Here is a 19,028-nt window from a genome sequence, read left to right as displayed (position 1 = left end):
AAGCAAACACAGTGTCGCTATTGCAGATATCGACGGGTCAAAACACAGATTAGTATTTCGCTAATCAGCGCGTCCGAAGGCTCTATCGGACTCCGCTGACCTTATTCGTGGTTTTAGAGCATATTGGATTCTATCGGATCCAGCTGACCTTATTCGTGGCTTTAGAGCACATTTGGATTTTATCGAGCCAGCTGACCTTTTTCGTGGTTTTAGAGCACATTTGGATTCTATCGGACCCAGCTGACCTTATTCGTGGTTTTAGAGCACATTTGGATTCCTATCGGACCCCACAGTCGCTATTGGTATAAAAAATGCCTAATTCGTTCCTTTTTCCATGCAATAGCTGCACTGGGGTCCGATACTACGCTCAAAAGGCGATAAATGAGCAAATAGCTTCATCTGGGTCCGTTAGCCTCAGGTGATGATGACGACTCCGCGGGGCGAATAGCTTAGAAGCAAAACAAAAATTAGTATTTCTCCAATCTGCGCGTGGAGAGACGCTATCGGACCAACTGACTTTATTCGCAGCTTTAGAGCACATTTAGATTCCTATCGGACACGTTGACCTTATTCGTACCATTAGGGCAGATTTGGATTCCTATCGGACCCCACAGTCGCTATTGGCATAAAAAACGCCAATTGTGATCCTTTTTCCATGCAATAGCTGCACTGGGGTCCGATACTATGCTCAAAAAGCGATAAATGAGCAAATAGCTTCATCTGGGTCCGTAAGCCTCAGGAGATGTTTCTTAAAGATTTCTTTCGCTTAAGCACTACCGTCTGCTGAAAAACATAAAAAAAGGATTATAGAACTGCTACTAGAGCAGTTCTATAATCCTTTTAGCTATGCGGTCAAGAGGACTCGAACCTCCACGATATTGCTACCACTGGCACCTGAAGCCAGCGCGTCTGCCAATTCCGCCATGACCGCGTATTATAATGACTCGCTTATTGCGGTCACAAGATAGATCATACCACGCTGAGAATTCCACGTCAATATATTTTCGTCGTTTTCTTATCATTCATTAATTTATGGATAATTATTGCTTTTGTTGCCGAATATAAGGTATAATGAGAACAAAAGTTCGCATAATATAAATGAGGTGATTTATAATGGCGACTATAAAGCTAAACACATCCATTATTGATGAAGAAGTAACTAAAGAAGAACTGTCCTTGGTCAGAAGCTATTTGCTGCTAACGTTTATTCATAAAGTTTTCGAACGTGACTGCCGTGTAATCAGTAGAAGCGGCCTGTTTAAGACCCCTCAGCTATATATGGAGCTCGTATCTGGTGCCACTAAGAAGACATCACTAATGCTTCAAGAGGTTACGCGCGAGCTGAGCTCCCATGATTTGAAGATTACTACCGTTCGCCAAGATCAGCGAGGAGTCGAAGCCTTATATTCCTGCAGAGGATTTCAAGGAGAGATGAATATATTATGGCCAGGCTTCCGTAGAGAAATGATGCTGCGCATGCGCGCGTATCTTGGACTGTCCACAGAACTCTCCATACTCTCCAGAGAAGAGAATGCGTCTGAACTTGCTCTAACTATATAGTCCCAAATGACATTACAGAAATAGCTCCCGCCCAGTAGGGCGAGGAGCTGTTTTGTATTATGAAGATTATTACTGCGGATATTATTACTGTAAAAATTATATATTATCCGGATCTTGTCTTGGTTCGCTAAATGGCTGGAATATATAATTGCGATCCAGCTTCACTACTCGTCTATTCTGACGACGTATCATCACCTGAAAATCATCCCAAGCAAGAACTATCCCTTTTACATCGTTACTTTCCAAGCCATCACGCACTACACGAATTTTCTCACCGGAAATCCGATAGGCATCCAATTGCTCATCGCTAATCATCATTAATCCCTCCTGTCATAGCTTGTCCTATTTAGTCTCAGAAAAAAGACCCAAATGATAAATCATCTGGGTCTCATGTAGGCAATTAACGACTTGCATGTCTACTAAAGCATTCTTATATCAGCGCTTCATTCTTCTCAAACCAGAAGTCAAGAACTTTAGCGGACATCACACGTTGCTCCAGATACTCCACTTGGTTAGTTGTGAATTTCTCCCTCCACGGGAAGGATAACTCTTCGCATAAACCTTTGATTGTCAGAAGCTCTGACCAGGCTACATAGCGTTTGTACCAAAAAAACTGAGGATGTTCAATCATATAGGGATACAGATCGTCGAATTCCGTGTGTTTGCAATCCAGCGCACGCTCGAAATGATCCTTGGCCTCGGTTAATTTATCAATAAAAAATTGTTCAGTCACCGGTTCTTTCCCCATTGTGACGCCTCCTCCCTATGTCTAATTTTTATTATAAAGGAAAATCCATAGGGTGAAAAGCAGTTGTTTAAAAAATAGGCCTGTTCTTATTGCCAATTAGGTTATTCCCCAAATTCGATGGTGCCTCCATTTAGAGAGGTAATTCTTACGAGTGACTCCAGACGAATGCCTTGCTCTCTGATCGTCCGAGCCCCTGCCTGAAAGCTTTTTTCTACTACAACACCAAGACCAACTAGCTCAGCGCCAGAACGTTGAATGATCTTAATCAAGCCACGCGCTGCATCACCATTGGCAATAATATCATCAATAAAGAGGATTTTATCCTCTGGAGAGATGAACTGGCGAGACAACATAATATCGGTAACGATACCTTTTGTAAAAGACGGAACTCTTTCGCAAAGCGCATCCGGATCAGCTAACAGTGTTTTTTTGCGGCGTGCAAAAACTAGCGGCACCTTTAATTCATACGCGGTGGCAAATGCCACGGCAATGCCCGAGGATTCTACGGTCACAATACGTGTAATTCCTGAGTCCGCAAACCTCCCGGCAAACTCCCGTCCCATTTCCATCGTAAGCTGTGGATCAACCTGATGATTTAGCAGTGCATCCAGCTTCAGCACCTCATCCGAAACGACGACACCTTCTTCCAAAATCCGCTGTTTCAACACTTCCATGACTTTGAACCTCCAATACCCTTTATAATCGCAGACATTCCGTACAAATTAATCACTGATCATAAAGCAATTACGACGGAAGTCATGTCCTACTGATCCTCATCATAACCTGTACTATACAGAGTACACAAGGTTATCCTGCATAGCACTCGTTATGATTTTTCTTTAGCTTCGTAAAACTATTAGGAGGGGAGCCATGAAATCACATGTCCGAACATTACAGATCGCTTTCACTTATATTGGCACCATTGTAGGAGCCGGATTCGCCACCGGGCAGGAAATATTAAAATTTTTCACACGTTACGGGCACTGGGCAGTCCTGACCATCCTGCTCTCAACTATATTGTTCATATGGCTGGGTACAAAAATGATGGTCATTGCTCGGCGAATAGAAGCGGAATCCTATGAGGACTTTAACCGTCACCTCTTCGGCGAACAGGTCGGAAGCACCATCAGTTTGTTCACGATGGTCGTCCTGATCGGAGTAAACAGTATTATGCTTGCAGGGGCCGGCGCTATTTTTCAGGAGCATCTCGGACTTCATTATCAGACTGGACTACTTATCACATTGCTTGGTTCATACTTTCTGCTAAAACGAGGGATTTCCGGTATTCTGCAAATGAACAGTATTGTTGTTCCTTTAATGCTTACTCTGTCACTTATCATTATTTTTAATACTTTTCAAATTCCGGGAGCTGGACGGTTCCTGTTCCTTGATAACGATCGCTCTCTCTTTGGGGCATGGATGTCACCGCTGCTCTACACCGCCTTTAATTTAGGGATGGCACAAGCTGTTTTAGTCCCTATGGCTCGTCACACAGAGGAAGAAAAATCCCTTGTATGGGGCGGTATTATTGGGGGTACCGGGATTGGTTTTATGTTGATTGCCGCACATTTCGCAATGAGCTCACAGATGCCAGGGATTCTCAAGTTTGAAATTCCGATGGGCAGCATCGCCGTCCGGTTGGGTACTGTAGTGCAAACTATATATCTGCTGCTGATCTTTTTGGAGATCTTCAGCACTTTTGTCGCCGATATTTATGGAGTAGCTGTACAGCTTAAGCAACGGCTTCCCCTATCAACTGCACTAATCACACCTCTTCTGATGTTGGTCTGCTATTTACTGAGCCAGTTCGGCTTTAGTTCACTGCTCTCCGTGTTCTACCCAATCTTCGGAGGTTTATCACTGGTCTGGGCTGTCAAACTGCTACGAACACCATGGTCCTCTCCACCAGGTATTAATACTTCATCGAACTCAAAGGAGAAGGGGAACAGTCTCGTATCTGTAAAACCAATCACCCGAACTACACGGAAATAACCGCTGCTGTAGGAATCATACGTGCTGCCGCTTCCGCCACATGCTTGTGACAGGTCATCATCACAATCTGGCGGGAGATCGACAGTTCTCCAAGAAGTCCAAGCGCAGCATGAAGACGAGACTCATCAAAGTTAACGAAGAGATCATCGAATAACACCGGCAGCGATACTTGCCGTGACATGGTCTCTGCCAATGCCAGCCGGATGGCAAGATACAGCTGTTCTGCCGTCCCTCGGCTGAGCAGTCCACTGTCCAGCAGTCCCCCGTCCTTGTGTTCAGCTTTCAGCTCTTTATGCCCTAGTGTCATAACAACCCTTTTATATTCCCCTTCCGTCAGCTTGGAGAAATAATCTGAGGCAAGCAGTAATACCTGTGGCTGCTTCTCCTGCTCATACACACGGCGAGTTCGCCCGATTAGTTCGGCAGTTATCGCTGCCACTGCATATTTATCAGCCACGATCCGCAAGGCTGCTCTCTGCTCTTCCAGTTGCTGAATAACGGAATCCTCCACGCAGCGCTCCTTCAAATACTCCCTTTCCTGAAGCAGCTTGCCTCGTTGCTCCAGCAGGGTGTTCCAACCCTCTTCCTGCCGTTCCATCAATTCTTCAGCCGATGACCGCTCCAGCTGCAATGCTTCCACATCATGATGATTTAATAATTCCAGCAGAGCAGCAACCCGCTCCTCCTCCCAACCACCGAACATAGCAAGCTCCCACTGGCGAATCAATTTATTCAGATCACTGCGCCGCTGCACAGCTGCTGACCTGCGTAAGAAATCCTCTCCACCAGTCGCCCCGCCTTCCTGTATCAGAAGCTCACGCTGTTCTCTCAGCTCACCTAATATCCTGTGGCTCTCCTTGAGTTCTTCATCCACATCCTGCAATCTTGACTGCATAGTTTCCCGGCGAATCAAGTCCTTTTTCAGATCATCCCATGCTCTTTTTCGCAGTTCCAGCCAGCTTAGTAAGGTTAATGCAGATATTCGTTTCCCCTCTTGCGGATCTATTTCAAAGCCAGCTGCCGCTACACCAGACTCGTCGCCAAGATCAGCACCCGACTCATAAATAAGAGCGAGCAGCTCCTCCTCAAACACGTTACATTCTGCTTCCAGCTCCTTCAATCGTAAGGAGAGTTTATTCTCTTGGCGCAGCAGCTCATTCCCTTGTTCAACCATAGCAAAAATATCCGGCAGCCCTTCAGGAGATAATCCTTCAGGCAACCTGCGTTGGCAAAGCCATTCTTCATATTGCTCAGCCGTTTCCGTGAATGCCGCCTCCGCCCGGTGCATTTCTTCAGCGAGCAGCTTCTCTTGACCTGCCAGCGTCTCCAGCTCCGTGCGGCAGGCATCACGCTCGGCGGCATAGCGTTCGATGCGCTGCCGCCAAGCTGACCAAGCCTCCATGAGCCTGCGAAGCTCCCTCATGGAGGCGCTCCAGCCCGCCTGCGTCAGGGCTGGACCCCGGGCGGCCGTCCGCCGCCCCGGCACAACGCTCTCCGGCTCCGCTCCGGAGAGCAGCTGCCCCGCAGCCGCAGCATCTCGGCTGCGGCTGCGCTGACGTCCCCGCCATGCTCTGGCGGGGACGCTTCCAGCCGGCGCGCTCCGCGCAAGCCAGCCCAGCGGCCCAGATCGGCCGCGCCCAGCAGGCCGATCGCAAGCACGGCGCTGGCCGGCGGAGCACCGGTCAGCCACAGCGCTGCGGGCAGCAGCACGGTTAGTGCTGCCCCAGCCCACAGCAGGCGCCGGTAGAGCGCGGCCATGCGCTTCGCGCCAAGGCCGTCACTTCCGGCGCCGCGCGCTGGCCCTTCGCTGAGCTGCGCTTCGCGCCAGCGTTCGGCCGCCTGCTGCAGCTCGTCCCACAGCTGCAGCACTTCACGGGCGCTGCGCGGAGCCAGCTGCGCAAAAGCTTCCGCGCCGGTAGCGTGCTCACGCGCCAGCGCCCGTTCTGCTGCTTGGAGCGACGCTGAGGCAGCGGCCAAACGGGATCGCAACGACTGCCGCGTTGCACCCTCCGCCTCCATGCTGCGGTCATAACTAGCGAACGCCGCCGCAAACTTCCGTGCAGCTTCACGATCCGCCGCTGTCCCAGAGAACGAAGTCAGCTCTGCAGGGCCCCAGCTCACATCAATGCCGCGCAGAATTCGCCGCAAATGCTCATTCAGCGCCGTTAATTCTCCCTCAAGCCGCTGTCTTTCCGTTCTACGGTTCTCGTAACTGCTCCGATGCCGGTCCAGCCGCTCTAAAACAGGCCCCTGCGCTGCTAATACTTCTTCTGGAGGGTTCTTTGCCAGTTCAATAGTAAGCTCGCTTAGAAGACGTTCATAACGTACTACTGATCCCTGTGCATTACGAATTTCTCCTTCAACCGCCTGAAAGCGAGTTGCCCCTTCTTCAGGAAAGGCTGAAATCAATGGCAATCCTTGCAGCTCTAGCTGAGCCTCGCTCCACTTTAACCACAGCTCACGGACTTCCTGTGCTTTTCGAAACATCACTAGCTGCTCTCCAGTGAGCTTGCGCTGTTGCTCCAATTCATCTAGCTCCGACTCCGTTACCCTCAATGCTACTATATTATCGTTATATCGCGGAAGATAAGAACGGCTCTCAACCATTTGTCGCTCAAGCTTTTCAATGGCTTGCACAACTTTTGCTGCTTCTTGCAGCTTGCCACGAGGTTTGTACAGCTTCTCAGCTTCCTGCACCAAACGGCGTTCCGCACGCATGATTGCACCGCCACCGCCCATACCTGCATGAAAAAGAAAGCTGCTCATCTCCTCAGATTGAAGGGCAGCAAGCTCCTGCAGCTCGTCCAGTGAAACTGCGAACAATTGCTGGAACATACTCCTAGAGATCCCCCCAAGTAAATATCGTTCCATTTCAGCTTGTCCCAGCTCTTGAGTCGTTTCATTTGGATGATTTACTGTAATGTTCAGCTTTTCATTTCTTCCTGATCCCTCAGCACCTGAAGCAAAACGGCGAATGGTCCACAAACCTTCATTACTGTCACGTATCTTCAAGGTTCCCCCATGCAATCCGCCTTGCATAGGTTCATACCTTTCCAAGGGATTTCCACGGCTTGGAATTCCAAACAGCATAGAGCGTATGAATTGCAGTGTCGTACTTTTTCCTGCTTCATTACGCCCATAAAGTACGGTCACTCCCTGCGTTAAATGAATCTCTCGATTGTGAAGACGCCCGAAGCCATTGATATGCAAATGTTCAATTCTCATCGTTTTGCCCTCCGGATTGTTGATACGAAAGACTTTCCGCCGCTTCAACAGTATCATCCATCCCGCCAAGCATCGTGATTCCCTGCTCTGCTGAACCACGTAGCCAGCTCAACTTCTCTTCTTGACTAGTCATAGACAACAGCTTTCGCAGCTCCTGATTCTCCAATAGCGGTTTAAGCGCACTATTTAATAGTTCTTCGAGCGCTTCCGGGGAATGTTCCGTATGCTCTGCAATGCGCAGCATTTCTCCAAGAAAACTATCCTCTTCCAATAAGCGTTGGCGATCAATAGCCAAACCGGACTCTATAGCGAACCCCTCTGTCCAGACAAGCCCTTTATAATCTTTACGCTCAGCCCTAATCGCCTCACGGCGCTGGAGTTCAGACAGCAAATCCTCTGCTGCCCCTTTTTCAGCCAATACTTTATGTACGTCCCCTCGCCCAATCAGACGAAATCTGACCACCGACATGAGCTCCGGGAGCTCCGCGCGGATGTCTTCAATAACCTGCTCCACTTTCTGTATCCATTCAGCTTCATTGCTTAATCCTTCTATAGATAAGTCTCTAACCTGCCAGCGAACGAAATCCAGTTCATGAAATTGCAGAGTGGATCTTCCAGCCTCATCTACATCCACAATATAACAACCTTTAGCTCCGGTTTCCTTAATGCTGCGCCCTTGTATATTGCCTGGATACACAATCACAGGCTTCTCATGCAGTACACTACGTTTATGAATATGTCCAAGCGCCCAATAATCAAACCCCCGTTCGATAAGGTCCCTGCGACTGCAAGGAGAATAGGTCTCATGCAGCAAATCACCGTCTACATTGCCATGCAGCATCGCAATATGAAACAGGCGGCTGCTAGGTTTACGAGAAAAGGTTACAGCCGTGTTGTTTGAAACTTTCGCCGTTGGGTAAGAAATTCCACTAACGCTGGCAACTTCTTGGCCATCTATACGGCGGTAAGCTGTAGCGTGTTCTGGCTTCTCTCCGCCAAATACGGTAACATGCTTAGGCATTTCCGTTGTCAGACGCAGTCCGTCAAGCGGATCGTGGTTGCCATGAATCAGGAACACGTTAATCCCATGCTCACCGAGTTCTTTGAGCGCTTCCTGAAATCGCAGCTGTCCCTGTAATGATGCATCTGAAACATCATACACATCTCCACTAATGACAATAAAATCAACGTTCTCTTGGATCGCAACGCGGACAAGCCGCCCGAGGGCGGCAAAGGTAGACTCACGTAAATAAGCACGAATGGCTGGCGAAATATGCGCCAGCCCGGCAAAACGGCTATCCAGATGTAAATCAGCAGTATGCAGAAAGCGAAATGGAATCATAGCTGTTCACCCTTTCGTTCCTGAGGGATACTGTAAATAGGTTTTTTTTAGTTCATTAGCAACTCTTGTCAACGAATATAGGCTTTTGGCTTTATCCCATGCGGAACGTGAAAGCTCATAACGATAAGCCGGATCAGATATCACCTTCTCTAATGCATCAGCAAGAGCAATCTCATCGTCAGGACTGACCAATAAACCATTCACACCATCTTCAATCTGCTCCGGTATTCCGCCCACATTTGTCCCCACTAAAGCCAGGCAGCTAAGTGCCGCTTCCGCAAACACTGAACCGAACGCCTCCGCCCGAGAGGGCAATACGAAAATATCAAAGAATGGCATGAATTCTTCAGGGTGCAGCGTATATCCGTAAAAGATCGTTTCATTATAGATCCCTAAATGTTGGGCCATCTTTTCCAGATCCGCACGTGAAGGACCGTCGCCAATAATATGCAGTACATACTCATGGCCGCGATTTTTAAGCTCCGCGCAAGCTTTGAGTAATATATCTATTCCTTTAGCCGGAACCAGACGTGTCACGGTCACTAGCTGCGGAATAGCGTTATCATGCGGAACAGGCTTAAATCTTTTTTCATCAAAACCATTCGGAATAACACCTATATTAGAAGGATCAATAATATAAGGGGACACATAATCTGCAAAAGATCGCGACACCGTCATTAATCGATCACTAACATGCTCAAGTTCACGATAAAGTGAAACTAGAAAACGATGCTCCAAGCCATCCTCTGAAATCGCTCCATTTAGAATCAATTCCCGCTCGTAACTGGAATGCAGAGTATGAATTAACGGAGTATCAGGGAACACTTTTTTCATCGCTAAGCCAGCAATCGGATGATGAGAATGAATTAGATCATAGGGCTTACTCATCCGCAGTTTCGTCCACCATAAATAATCACGATAGGTCTGAATATATTTCTGAACGATCGGACTTTCTCCATACTGCGTCCAATCAAACGTCTCGAATATTACTTCCTCATGCCCCTTATTGCGAATCCGCTTAGGCAGCCAAAACAAATCCATCTCCCAACGGCTTGAACGGAATCTTTCCTGAAGATAAGGGATCATAGATGATACACCACCGGGTTGCTCCGGCGGGAAGAAGAGCGCTTGCAGCAAATTCATATGGTACATCCCCTTTACAATTGCCCTGTGTACTGTAAGACTTGGCAATTATGATATAGTTGAATATATGTAGAATTTCAGGTACGATTACGTTCCCCATACCTTGATTTTATCGGTATAAACATGAAACAGCAACTAAGAAAAAGGAGAATGAGCTATGAAGGAAGAACAGCTGCCTGCCTCTTACACCGCATCTATTAAAGAAATGCTGGGGCAAGAGGCAGATGCTTTTCTAGAAAGTTATTCAGCACCACGAACTCAAGGACTGCGCTTTAATCCGCTAAAAAGCACCTCAGCCATAGGCCAAGTTGCGGTGGACCGTACAGTCTCACAATTTAATTTGAAGCCTATCCCATGGTGCCAGGGCGGGTTTTATTATGATGAGCCCGCTCGACCAGGCAGACATCCTTACCATGCCGCTGGACTATATTATATTCAGGAGCCTTCCGCAATGTCCGCAGCTGAACTGCTGGCACCTGAACCCGGTGAAACCGTCCTCGATCTTGCAGCAGCCCCTGGAGGTAAAACTACGCATATCGCTGGTTTAATGCAGGGACAAGGCCTCTTAATCTCTAATGAAATCCATCCGGAACGCGCAAAAATTCTAGCAGAGAACGTTGAACGTCTGGGCATTAAGAATACCCTCGTAACCTGTGCAACACCAGAACAGCTATCTGCGCGTTTTCCGCAAGCTTTTGACCGAATTATGCTGGATGCTCCTTGTTCTGGAGAAGGCATGTTCCGAAAAGATCCAAAAGCCATTCAAGAATGGTCTCCTGCTCATGTAGTTATGTGCGCAGCGAGACAATGGGATATCCTGCAAGACGCCTACATTATGCTTAAACCAGGGGGTACTTTAGCTTACTCTACCTGCACCTTTAACCGTCAAGAGAATGAAGAAACCATTGCTCGATTGACGGCTAGTTACCCCGATATGGAACTACTCACCTGCAAACGCCTTTGGCCGCATTTAGAAAAGGGCGAAGGTCACTTTGTTGCACTCCTGCGTAAGCAAATTGACACTGTATCCGTGAATGACGATGCCAACCGCAACGCCAAAAAACGCCGAAGCAAAAACAACCCAAAAACTAATTCTTCTGTACGTGATGCCTACCAGCTTTTTCAAGACTGGGCTGCGGTAGAACTGCCTGGTCTTTCATGCCAAGGTGTACCCCTGCTCTTCGGCGAATCTCTTTATTTGCTGCCAGAATCCTTCAATGGCAACCTCCATGCCGGGCTGCTGGACGGACTGCGTATTCCACGAGCTGGACTACATATTGCCCATTTGAAGAAAAATCGGATTGAACCTGCTCATGCATTAGCTATGGCACTTCAGCCCCTACAAGCATCACGAAGCTTTGATCTCAGCAGTGAGGGCCCGGAAATACATGCTTGGCTCCGCGGTGAAAGCCTGCCTGTCCCCAGCGAATTACATGGATGGACACTTGTAACTTTAGATGGTTTGCCAATTAGTTGGGGCAAGGCGAGTTTAGGCCAGCTTAAAAATCATCTTCCTAAAGGATTACGTATCCTAAAAGCCCATATTGACGAGCAATAGGCCATAGACCAGTACAACAGGCCCTCTTCGGCATATGATGTCATTATCTCAGAAAGCTGCGACACCAGTCACAGCAATTGAGAAGAAGACATAAGTTGAGGAGGAATAAATCATGGGTGAATTTCAAGGAGGAGCTTTCACTTCGACCGGAGCGATTTTGGTACTTTTCATCTTGCTGGTCATCATTTCCCGTTCGTTGTTTGTTTAAAACCTTCCCGGCTTAATTAGCTGGTGAAACGAAGCGGCTGTGTCGTCCTTTTTTGGGGCGGTGCGGCCGCTTTATTTCTTTCCGACATAACATCTCCATTTGTTATTCTCGTGAATATTTACCGTTTGAAAGCCCGATTTCCGTAATAACTGCTCCATCTCTTCGTTCTTAGTAAATTGCTTCATATGATAATTGATTTTATAGATCTCAGAAATAATAACAAATGTACCGCCTGCTATCAGCACCCTAAATGCTTCACTTATATCGTGTTCGAGGTTCGGCCAGAAATAATGCGTCTGAATCGCTGTGATCGTCCCCAAAAATCCATCGTTGAACGGTGATGCTGGTATGTGCCTGATTCATGATTTTGATCATGATATTTCCTACGAACCCTCTAGGATTCTTGGCTTGCTCAATCAGCGCATTCAATAAACCCATATTTATACCTCCCAATCAATTGGCCATACCAGCAGCCGGATCCCTTGATATATGTTCCATAAGATTTTCTGCTGTAACTGCCCACTTATCTGCTTGATACTCTATTTTATGAATACTAGTATATGAAGTCGGGAAATGAGCATTCTTATTCGTCCACGTTAGCCCTTTTAAAATATGGTATATAACATTAATTACGCCACCATGAGTGACCATAATTACATTTTCATTTGGATCAGTACTCTCCAGTTCATTACATAGTTTTGAGAAACTTGAACTTATTCGCGTAAAAAATTCCTGAGGACTTTCTCCTCCTGGAAATCTCTCATCCATTCTTAAAGCCGAGAAATAAAGACCCGGGTATCGTTCATTTGCGATTTCATGGGGCATTCCAGCGATTACACCATTGTTCGTTTCTCTCCAATCCTGGCTGCTTTCAACAGGCAAATTAAGCTCTCTGGCGATCTCATTTGCTGTATCTAACGCACGTTGCAAATCACTACAAAGAATACGGGTTATGTTAAAGCTAGATTGATTTTCCTTAAGATAATATCCAAGACGTTCGGCTTGTCTATATCCCTCTACTACAAGTCCACGTTGACTCCAACCCCCACGAAAACCTTCTTCATCTATTCCATGCCTTATAAAATATATAGCCATCGATTGTATACCTCCTGAACAAGATTGTTATACATTTGCATTAAACTTCGAAAACGCTTGTTTTTTAAGTTGATCCCAATTGGGCGTTGCAATGTTTGCTTGTTGCTTCAAAATATCAAATGAATCAAACAAAGCTGCTATTTCACTGAAAGAACCGTCCACTAATTTCATAAACGGTAATTTATGAATTATTGTCAGACCATAATATACAGCCTGCTTGTGCTTTCGAACAAAGTTAACTTGCCCTGCTGGAGTGACAGTATAACCTAATTGCTCCATGATTTGAAACCCCTCGTCCATTACTGAAATGGCTTGTTTTAATAGCTTCTTATCTTTGGATACCTTTTTCAAATCCTCGTCATGCAGATAACTAAGGGAGTTCAAAGCCACTATAGGCACGATATGACTTTTGAGCCAAGCATCCATATCCTCATGATAAGTTAGCTTATACTTAGCGTTCTCAAACGCTTTTTCCAGTAAGTGTTTTATTGAGATCTCACCGTCTAAACTGCCAAGTACCATTTGCCCTCCTGCGTGTATTTTGATAACACGACCGCTCGTTTCCCGAATTCCTGCACTAAGCTGAAATCCGAAGAGTATATTTTTCCTCACATTGCTCATTTCCTGTAGATCCTTTTGCATGCCAGGAGCATCGCCATTGTTCCCCACAAGAATTATATTCTGACTCTGATTCTCAGCTAGAATAGGTAACACAGATGGAAAATCATTATATTTCATAACAACAAAAATAAGATCATAGAGATCATCGGATCGAAGCGTAGAGATGACCTTTACTGTATCCACAGTGTTTTTAATTTGAAAATAATGGCGAAGCACAAGTCCGTCTTTCGTCAATTGCTCTGCTCGCTTTCCTCTGGCAAGCATGGTGACATCATTTCCCCCACGCACTAGAACATGTGTAAGATAGCTGCCTAATACTCCCGCTCCAAAAACTAAAACTCTCATATTTAACTCCTCTATCCCTTTTTAGACATTTGTTGAATTTTGATCAACTGTTCGATAAAATCAGATTATCACATCTCCGGTAGGGTTCAATCGTTAGTTTGATCAGGTTTGTTGATTTTTCAACAGAATACAATACATTGTTTAATAAAAAGGGAGTCTTACCATGGACAGAAGAATTAAAAAAAACCAAACAGCCATCATGAATGCATTAATTCAACTGATGGCTGAAAAAGATTTTGAAAAAATAACGATCAACGAAATCGCAGAGCGCGCTGATGTAAACCGCGGAACGATTTATTCCCATTATGCGGATAAATACGATCTGATGGATAAATGTCTGGAGGCTCAGCTCCGGCAACTAATCGAAAGCTGCTCCGCAGTGGAGGATGAAACCGAACCTAATCCCTCGAAGGCGTCATTGCTCCGCACGCTGGAACAATTGGAGGAGAATGCTCTCTTTTATAAGACTTTATTAAGAAACAAAGCTTTACTCTCCTTTAGAAACCAATTACAAGAAATGATAAATGAGCAGATTAAGGTACAATTTTTAGAAAACAATTTTAACCTGGATGAGCTGAGTAAAGATATATCTGTGCAATTTTTGAGTTCGGCGACTGTCGGAGTGATTGAATGGTGGTTTACTCATAGTAATCCTTGCTCTGCAAAAGAGATCACTGAAAAGTTATGGTCCATGCTCGATCTAAATCTGCAGATGATCCGTTCTCAAGCTTGAATATGCTCTCCCGTATCCATCTCATAAATGGAGCTGATGATTTTTTCAATGGGAATCTCCTTAATAGATATATCAAGGATCTCTACCTTTTCGCTAAGAATATGCAGAAACTCACCCATTTTACATTGCTCGGTATCGATCAGCAGCTCCACTTCGTAATCCGATATTCTTTCCGATATCAAAGTTCCAGGCAGATCAATATCTCCAATAGTTGTGGCGGCTGAAAGCCTGACTACTTTTTTGGCGCCCAGATGCAGTCGAAGTTCAGAGAACTTGTCGTCATATACTTTTTTCCCTTGATGAATTATAAGTACTCTTTGAACCAAACGCTCTACATCTTCCAAATCATGTGTTGTCAGAATAAATGTGGTGCCTTCCTGATTCATTTGCTTAATGAATTCTCTGATTCTTTGTTTAGCTATCACATCCAGCCCGATCGTCGGCTCATCCAAAAAAACCACAGGTGGTGAATGAAGCATCGCCATAATAAACTCGCATTTCATTCGTTCTCCCAGGGAAAGGGTTCGTGTGGGTTTAGTGATAATATCGCCAATCTCAAACATGTTTACAAATCGGTCTAGTCTTGTACGAAAGTCGTTCGTAGGAATATCATAGATTTCCTTGTTCATATAAAAGCTATCCAATGGGGGAATGTCCCATATTAACTGCGATTTCTGTCCGAACAATACCCCGATTTGTTTTACATATTGATTTTTCTGCTTATGAGGGTTGTACCCTAGAACATTTATTTCGCCCGATGTAGGATAGAGAACGCCTGTCAGCATTTTAATAGTCGTAGATTTCCCCGCACCGTTTGGACCCAGAATCCCAATGATTTCTCCTTTTCCAACACTGAACGAAAGATCTTCTACAGAGGTAATGATCGATTTTTCACGGTGAAACAGACTTTTAAATACGCTTTTTGCATCTTGTCCACGGTGATAGGTTTCATATTGCTTGGTTAAGTTCTTGACGGTAATAATGTCCAAGTGAAATTCTCCTTCTTAGAGCTAAACTAATCTTTTATCCTCCAGCGCTTTTGTAACTGCGAAGCATGTATGTATAGAGCCAAATTCCGAAGGCAGCAAATAACACACAAGGGATAATCGCTATAAAAAAATAGGGTTCCCATCGGCCAATCAGTGTAGAAGCTGGAAAGTAAGCAATCATGGAGACCGGAAACAGAAAAGAACTCACGGCTACGACTGCTTTAGGAAAAATCGTCCCTGGATAACGTCCAAAAGACTTAATGCTCTCAAACATCTCCGGCAAGCGGGAATTCGCTACCCATTTGAAGGAAATCGCTGCCACAATAAGCGCCACGCCGAACATAACAAGCAGCCCTGCGCCAAACAACAACAGGAACAATAACCAAGAGCCGATGGTCATCCCATCGATTCCGCTAAGTGCGTATACGAACATGATTACTCCTCCGCCTAAAAGCCCGATACTTTCGAACTCAAAAGATCTGGCCAACAGCAGAAAAAGGCTCGAGGTCGGTTTAATTAATACCACTTCCAAAGTCCCTTCTACAACATGAGACATCGTATTCCACATAATTCCGTTAAAAAAAATCCCGGCACAAGCCGTAGACAGAATAAAAACGGATTGAATCAACAGCGCCTCTTTAAAGGTCCAACCTGCAAATGAAGCATTCGAATTATAAATGAATACCGTTACTAGAGGAAACAGCACATTCCCTATGAGCATGATAAGACTATTAAGAATAAAATTAACACGATAAGTGATAGCAGAAGCAATATTCGCCTTCATGCAGGTTTTATATATTTGATACATACGTTTCATGCGCCCACCCCCGTAAAATGCTTAAGCGACACCGCATACAGCACCCGGCAGATAACTCCGGCAATAATTACCGCTATGAGCTGCAGCAATAACACTTGAGGAATAGGTAAGGTTATATCCGCTAAAGTATAGCTACCTGTATAGACCATTGCGGGAAGAAAGGCCGTGTATTGAAAGGGTAAGAAAAAGGACGCCATTTGTAAGGATTTTGGGAAAAATACTAATGGAATCAGCGATCCTGAAAATATCCCTTCGCAAAGATTAAAAAAATTACGAATACTAGAGGATTGCACCATCCAAAAGGCGACCATTCCAATACTATAATGAATGAAAAAATTCATCATAAACGCCATAGCTATCGAAAGAATCGCGTATAGTAAATTTGCGGGTAAGACATCAATATGAAAAATAAAGAAAAAGATCATAAAGCAGGGTAAAAATTCAAATAAAAGCCCAAGTACCCTATGCCCTGCCTTCTGAGACAAAGCGAAGAACATATGATTTAGCGGTCTTAACGAAAACGTAATGAATTTCCCGGTGCGAATAAGCATTTGTAAATTCCAATCGGCAAAATCCATCGTCAAATAGTTGATCAACATCGTAGCACAAAAATAGGAAAGCATTTGGGAGAGAGACATCCCGTTGATGTAAGATTCCCCGCTATAAACAGCACTCCATATATAATACTGCACTAAAAAGTACACTGGGCCAACAAAAATAGAAACCATCGAATGCGTCCTGTACGCACTCCATTCCTTATAAGTAACAAAAGCAACCGCCCTCATAATACGAAAGCGGTGCTTTATCATCTCAAACATAAGTCACATCCTGCCTATCTATAGATATCACATAAAAAAAGTCTTTTTCTTATTCGAGTCCGGACCAGATCACATTGTGGGTGCCAAATACCGCTCTACCGTCCCATACCCCTTTGTGAAAAGGAAGATACCAAACGGCAATCAGCTTTTCAACCGGGTCAACGAATAAGGCACAGGCCCCAGCCCCTTCGTGAAAAAAAGTGCCTTCAGAGTAAGAAGTACTCACATTATAGCGAAGGTCTGGTCCAAGTCCGTATGGTCGATCCGCTCCTGCATCTCCCCATGCATAGTTTGGGATTTTCTCAGAATTAAACCGCTTGGTCATTCTTTGTACCGCCATACGGCTTAAGATATGACCCCCTTCGTATTCCCCTTGATTAAGCAGCATAATTCCGAACTTTTGCAGATCAGCAACTGTGGAATATAAACCACCACCAGTTTCGGGAACGTTGATTTCTTCCTCAGACCTATGTCCCGCGTCCGTAATTTCCCCGTTTTGCAGCTTCTGAAGATATTCCTTAGCCCTTTCCGAACGAATGGCGATCCTACCAGCTTTTTCTGCTGGTATATCAAAGAAGGTATCTTTCATGCCTAACGGTTTTACAATGTGGTCCATTATGTATTTTTCTGCAAAAACACCCGTTATTTTCTCGATAATTGCACCCAAGATCGCGTATCCAAACGATGAATACATCCATTGAGTCCCTACCGGAAAATGAATCCCTTTAGATAGACCGGCTTTAATCCAGTTTTCTTTTCCAAGCTCTGATTCAAAAATATACCACCATGCACTTTTATAGTAAGTATCACTTATAGTGCCAGGATCGGGAGCGATGCCAGAGGTATGAGTCAGTAAATGTGCAATGGTAATCGGCTTAAAAGGATCGGCATCAAACTCTGGAAGAATAGAACTCACAGGCTGCCCCATAAAAATCTTACCATCATCCGCAAGCTGCCAAATCGCTGTCGCCGTAAATAGCTTCGTAATTGAAGCAACACGAAAAATTGTATCCGTTTTCATTTCCTGGGTGCTTTCTTCTTCGTAACTGAAACGACCTCCGGCAGCACTAGCAAAGATTTTCCCGTAACGACTAAGAGAATAAATATAACCATCGACTACTTTTTTATCACAGAGATCCTCATAAAAATGATTAACTACCTCTAAACGGTCCTCCCTGTAATTCACTTCGTTCAGCTTGCTAAGCTCTGTGGATGATAACATTATTCGCACTCCCCCTTATTATTCAATAAAATACATGATGCATAAATATCTTGCAATAAAACCCAAATAATTGAAAGGGTGATTTTACATATAACTATTTTATACTGCTCCAATAATTCTGTAACAGCAATGCTGTAATCTCGTTAACGGTTTGTCGTTAGAGATTTAACTAGTGCCATTCCACTAACCAGACCAAATACTATTCCATCATGTATGCTTGCAAATTTGTAGATCTCGATATTCGAAATGTTAAAATACATTACTAAAGTTGGATACATAAGCAGAAGAAAACTTGGAAGAAACACAATAAACAACAGAAGCCAATTAACAACAAAAGCTTTAGGTAATCCTTCTAATAATGCCAGATAGATTCCATAGACAAACGGGATAATAGCCGTGATCCATACAGTATTTTCTAATTGATAGTTCTTTTGTGCCTCTTCAGTGTAATGACTAATTAGCGAGTTTCCATAATGTAATAAGAGCGCCCCCACTATGATCCAGACAAGATAATATAAAAGTTTTGAATTCCGCATCTTCATGAAATCACTCCATTTCTTTTTATATAGTTCATTAGAATGTCTCCATTTAACTTACCATATAATCCATACT

At 44.8% G+C, this 19,028-nt stretch carries 20 protein-coding genes and 1 tRNA gene; 5 read left to right on the top strand and 16 right to left on the bottom strand.

All coding sequences use genetic code 11. The annotated features are described in order from the left end of the window. Positions 1–847: 847 nt before the first annotated feature. Positions 848–931: transfer RNA gene (locus MHB56_RS24870), tRNA-Leu, on the bottom strand. A 182-nt stretch (positions 932–1,113) separates the two neighbouring features. Here MHB56_RS24870 and MHB56_RS24865 point away from each other — a divergent pair. Further along, positions 1,114–1,560, top strand: a complete 447-nt coding sequence (locus MHB56_RS24865) for a hypothetical protein (protein WP_341144118.1) — start codon at positions 1,114–1,116, stop codon at positions 1,558–1,560. Between the two features lie 96 nt (positions 1,561–1,656). On the opposite strand, the gene MHB56_RS24860 is transcribed toward MHB56_RS24865, so the two are convergent. The 3 genes from MHB56_RS24860 to MHB56_RS24850 form a co-directional block, all read right to left on the bottom strand. Further along, on the bottom strand, positions 1,657–1,875 hold the full coding sequence (locus tag MHB56_RS24860) for a hypothetical protein (RefSeq protein ID WP_076130150.1): 219 nt from the start codon (positions 1,873–1,875) through the stop codon (positions 1,657–1,659). 115 nt (positions 1,876–1,990) lie between these two features. Continuing rightward, positions 1,991–2,308 carry a hypothetical protein gene (locus MHB56_RS24855; RefSeq protein ID WP_036689410.1) on the bottom strand — a complete coding sequence of 106 codons (318 nt, stop codon included), beginning with the start codon at positions 2,306–2,308 and terminating at the stop codon, positions 1,991–1,993. 101 nt (positions 2,309–2,409) lie between these two features. Further along, a complete protein-coding gene (locus tag MHB56_RS24850; protein ID WP_038569895.1) occupies positions 2,410–2,982 on the bottom strand; it encodes a xanthine phosphoribosyltransferase in 573 nt (190 codons plus the stop codon). Positions 2,983–3,178: 196 nt separating this feature from the next. Between MHB56_RS24850 and MHB56_RS24845 the strand changes: the two genes are divergently transcribed. Continuing rightward, the gene (locus tag MHB56_RS24845) at positions 3,179–4,300 is read left to right on the top strand and encodes a YkvI family membrane protein (RefSeq protein WP_076143264.1); all 1,122 of its coding nucleotides are present in this window, start codon (positions 3,179–3,181) and stop codon (positions 4,298–4,300) included. Here the strand turns inward: MHB56_RS24845 and MHB56_RS24840 are convergent. Genes MHB56_RS24840 through MHB56_RS24825 form a run of 4 tightly spaced genes read right to left on the bottom strand, consistent with a single transcriptional unit; the run spans position 4,287 to position 10,010 of the window. Further along, positions 4,287–5,786 (bottom strand): ATP-binding protein, encoded by a 1,500-nt coding sequence (locus MHB56_RS24840; RefSeq protein ID WP_341144117.1) that lies wholly within the window; start codon positions 5,784–5,786, stop codon positions 4,287–4,289. The genes MHB56_RS24845 and MHB56_RS24840 overlap by 14 nt on opposite strands. Beyond that, entirely contained in the window at positions 5,747–7,525 is a 1,779-nt protein-coding gene (locus MHB56_RS24835; RefSeq protein WP_341144116.1) for an AAA family ATPase, read from the bottom strand. Before MHB56_RS24835 ends, MHB56_RS24840 begins: the two co-directional genes overlap by 40 nt. Beyond that, on the bottom strand, positions 7,515–8,867 hold the full coding sequence (locus tag MHB56_RS24830) for a metallophosphoesterase family protein (RefSeq protein WP_341144115.1): 1,353 nt from the start codon (positions 8,865–8,867) through the stop codon (positions 7,515–7,517). The genes MHB56_RS24835 and MHB56_RS24830 overlap by 11 nt, the downstream gene beginning before the upstream one ends. Positions 8,868–8,873: 6 nt before the next feature. Next, on the bottom strand, positions 8,874–10,010 hold the full coding sequence (locus tag MHB56_RS24825; RefSeq protein ID WP_341144114.1) for a glycosyltransferase family 4 protein: 1,137 nt from the start codon (positions 10,008–10,010) through the stop codon (positions 8,874–8,876). A gap of 157 nt (positions 10,011–10,167) precedes the next feature. Here MHB56_RS24825 and MHB56_RS24820 point away from each other — a divergent pair, with 157 nt between their 5' ends. Together MHB56_RS24820 and MHB56_RS24815 are read left to right on the top strand one after the other, a co-directional pair. Then, complete coding sequence (locus MHB56_RS24820; RefSeq protein ID WP_076130146.1) at positions 10,168–11,568, top strand: RsmB/NOP family class I SAM-dependent RNA methyltransferase; 1,401 nt, start codon at positions 10,168–10,170, stop codon at positions 11,566–11,568. Between the two features lie 112 nt (positions 11,569–11,680). After that, positions 11,681–11,776 (top strand): sporulation protein YjcZ, encoded by a 96-nt coding sequence (locus MHB56_RS24815; protein ID WP_081383126.1) that lies wholly within the window; start codon positions 11,681–11,683, stop codon positions 11,774–11,776. Between the two features lie 255 nt (positions 11,777–12,031). Here MHB56_RS24815 and MHB56_RS29900 read toward each other — a convergent pair whose 3' ends face one another. From MHB56_RS29900 to MHB56_RS24800, 3 genes are read right to left on the bottom strand one after another with little or no spacing between them, the layout of a single operon-like run. Beyond that, complete coding sequence (locus tag MHB56_RS29900) at positions 12,032–12,214, bottom strand: hypothetical protein (RefSeq protein WP_445667753.1); 183 nt, start codon at positions 12,212–12,214, stop codon at positions 12,032–12,034. A gap of 15 nt (positions 12,215–12,229) precedes the next feature. Then, a complete protein-coding gene (locus tag MHB56_RS24805; protein ID WP_076186647.1) occupies positions 12,230–12,871 on the bottom strand; it encodes a histidine phosphatase family protein in 642 nt (213 codons plus the stop codon). Between the two features lie 27 nt (positions 12,872–12,898). Further along, positions 12,899–13,837 (bottom strand): ketopantoate reductase family protein, encoded by a 939-nt coding sequence (locus MHB56_RS24800; protein ID WP_341144113.1) that lies wholly within the window; start codon positions 13,835–13,837, stop codon positions 12,899–12,901. Between the two features lie 163 nt (positions 13,838–14,000). Between MHB56_RS24800 and MHB56_RS24795 the strand changes: the two genes are divergently transcribed. Next, positions 14,001–14,570, top strand: a complete 570-nt coding sequence (locus tag MHB56_RS24795; RefSeq protein WP_076186653.1) for a TetR/AcrR family transcriptional regulator — start codon at positions 14,001–14,003, stop codon at positions 14,568–14,570. Here the strand turns inward: MHB56_RS24795 and MHB56_RS24790 are convergent. From MHB56_RS24790 to MHB56_RS24770, 5 genes are all read right to left on the bottom strand, one after another. Further along, complete coding sequence (locus MHB56_RS24790) at positions 14,561–15,559, bottom strand: ABC transporter ATP-binding protein (RefSeq protein WP_248549246.1); 999 nt, start codon at positions 15,557–15,559, stop codon at positions 14,561–14,563. The genes MHB56_RS24795 and MHB56_RS24790 overlap by 10 nt on opposite strands. A gap of 34 nt (positions 15,560–15,593) precedes the next feature. Continuing rightward, the gene (locus MHB56_RS24785) at positions 15,594–16,376 is read right to left on the bottom strand and encodes an ABC transporter permease (RefSeq protein ID WP_036689373.1); all 783 of its coding nucleotides are present in this window, start codon (positions 16,374–16,376) and stop codon (positions 15,594–15,596) included. Further along, positions 16,373–17,194 carry an ABC transporter permease gene (locus MHB56_RS24780; protein ID WP_076186659.1) on the bottom strand — a complete coding sequence of 274 codons (822 nt, stop codon included), beginning with the start codon at positions 17,192–17,194 and terminating at the stop codon, positions 16,373–16,375. Before MHB56_RS24780 ends, MHB56_RS24785 begins: the two co-directional genes overlap by 4 nt. A 49-nt stretch (positions 17,195–17,243) precedes the next feature. Beyond that, positions 17,244–18,416 carry a serine hydrolase domain-containing protein gene (locus tag MHB56_RS24775; RefSeq protein WP_076280250.1) on the bottom strand — a complete coding sequence of 391 codons (1,173 nt, stop codon included), beginning with the start codon at positions 18,414–18,416 and terminating at the stop codon, positions 17,244–17,246. Positions 18,417–18,559: 143 nt separating this feature from the next. Continuing rightward, a complete protein-coding gene (locus tag MHB56_RS24770; RefSeq protein ID WP_076280946.1) occupies positions 18,560–18,958 on the bottom strand; it encodes a hypothetical protein in 399 nt (132 codons plus the stop codon). Positions 18,959–19,028 lie beyond the last annotated feature (70 nt).

The organism is Paenibacillus sp. FSL H8-0315 (assembly GCF_038005365.1).
Classification (GTDB): domain Bacteria; phylum Bacillota; class Bacilli; order Paenibacillales; family Paenibacillaceae; genus Paenibacillus_AQ; species Paenibacillus_AQ odorifer.
Note: the sequence above shows the minus strand (reverse complement) of the source record. Positions and strands in the feature narration are given on the sequence as shown.

Bases quoted from the DNA above. Each gene is read 5' to 3' on its own strand.
- MHB56_RS24780 (WP_076186659.1), bottom strand. From the start codon at position 17,194: ATGTTTGAGATGATAAAGCACCGCTTTCGTATTATGAGGGCGGTTGCT.
- MHB56_RS24775 (WP_076280250.1), bottom strand. From the start codon at position 18,416: ATGTTATCATCCACAGAGCTTAGCAAGCTGAACGAAGTGAATTACAGG.
- MHB56_RS24865 (WP_341144118.1), top strand. From the start codon at position 1,114: ATGGCGACTATAAAGCTAAACACATCCATTATTGATGAAGAAGTAACT.
- MHB56_RS24800 (WP_341144113.1), bottom strand. From the start codon at position 13,837: ATGAGAGTTTTAGTTTTTGGAGCGGGAGTATTAGGCAGCTATCTTACA.
- MHB56_RS24825 (WP_341144114.1), bottom strand. From the start codon at position 10,010: ATGAATTTGCTGCAAGCGCTCTTCTTCCCGCCGGAGCAACCCGGTGGT.
- MHB56_RS24835 (WP_341144116.1), bottom strand. From the start codon at position 7,525: ATGAGAATTGAACATTTGCATATCAATGGCTTCGGGCGTCTTCACAAT.
- MHB56_RS24785 (WP_036689373.1), bottom strand. From the start codon at position 16,376: ATGAAACGTATGTATCAAATATATAAAACCTGCATGAAGGCGAATATT.
- MHB56_RS24795 (WP_076186653.1), top strand. From the start codon at position 14,001: ATGGACAGAAGAATTAAAAAAAACCAAACAGCCATCATGAATGCATTA.
- MHB56_RS24860 (WP_076130150.1), bottom strand. From the start codon at position 1,875: ATGATTAGCGATGAGCAATTGGATGCCTATCGGATTTCCGGTGAGAAA.
- MHB56_RS24770 (WP_076280946.1), bottom strand. From the start codon at position 18,958: ATGAAGATGCGGAATTCAAAACTTTTATATTATCTTGTCTGGATCATA.
- MHB56_RS24820 (WP_076130146.1), top strand. From the start codon at position 10,168: ATGAAGGAAGAACAGCTGCCTGCCTCTTACACCGCATCTATTAAAGAA.
- MHB56_RS24845 (WP_076143264.1), top strand. From the start codon at position 3,179: ATGAAATCACATGTCCGAACATTACAGATCGCTTTCACTTATATTGGC.
- MHB56_RS24805 (WP_076186647.1), bottom strand. From the start codon at position 12,871: ATGGCTATATATTTTATAAGGCATGGAATAGATGAAGAAGGTTTTCGT.
- MHB56_RS24830 (WP_341144115.1), bottom strand. From the start codon at position 8,867: ATGATTCCATTTCGCTTTCTGCATACTGCTGATTTACATCTGGATAGC.
- MHB56_RS24815 (WP_081383126.1), top strand. From the start codon at position 11,681: ATGGGTGAATTTCAAGGAGGAGCTTTCACTTCGACCGGAGCGATTTTG.
- MHB56_RS24850 (WP_038569895.1), bottom strand. From the start codon at position 2,982: ATGGAAGTGTTGAAACAGCGGATTTTGGAAGAAGGTGTCGTCGTTTCG.
- MHB56_RS24855 (WP_036689410.1), bottom strand. From the start codon at position 2,308: ATGGGGAAAGAACCGGTGACTGAACAATTTTTTATTGATAAATTAACC.
- MHB56_RS29900 (WP_445667753.1), bottom strand. From the start codon at position 12,214: ATGGGTTTATTGAATGCGCTGATTGAGCAAGCCAAGAATCCTAGAGGG.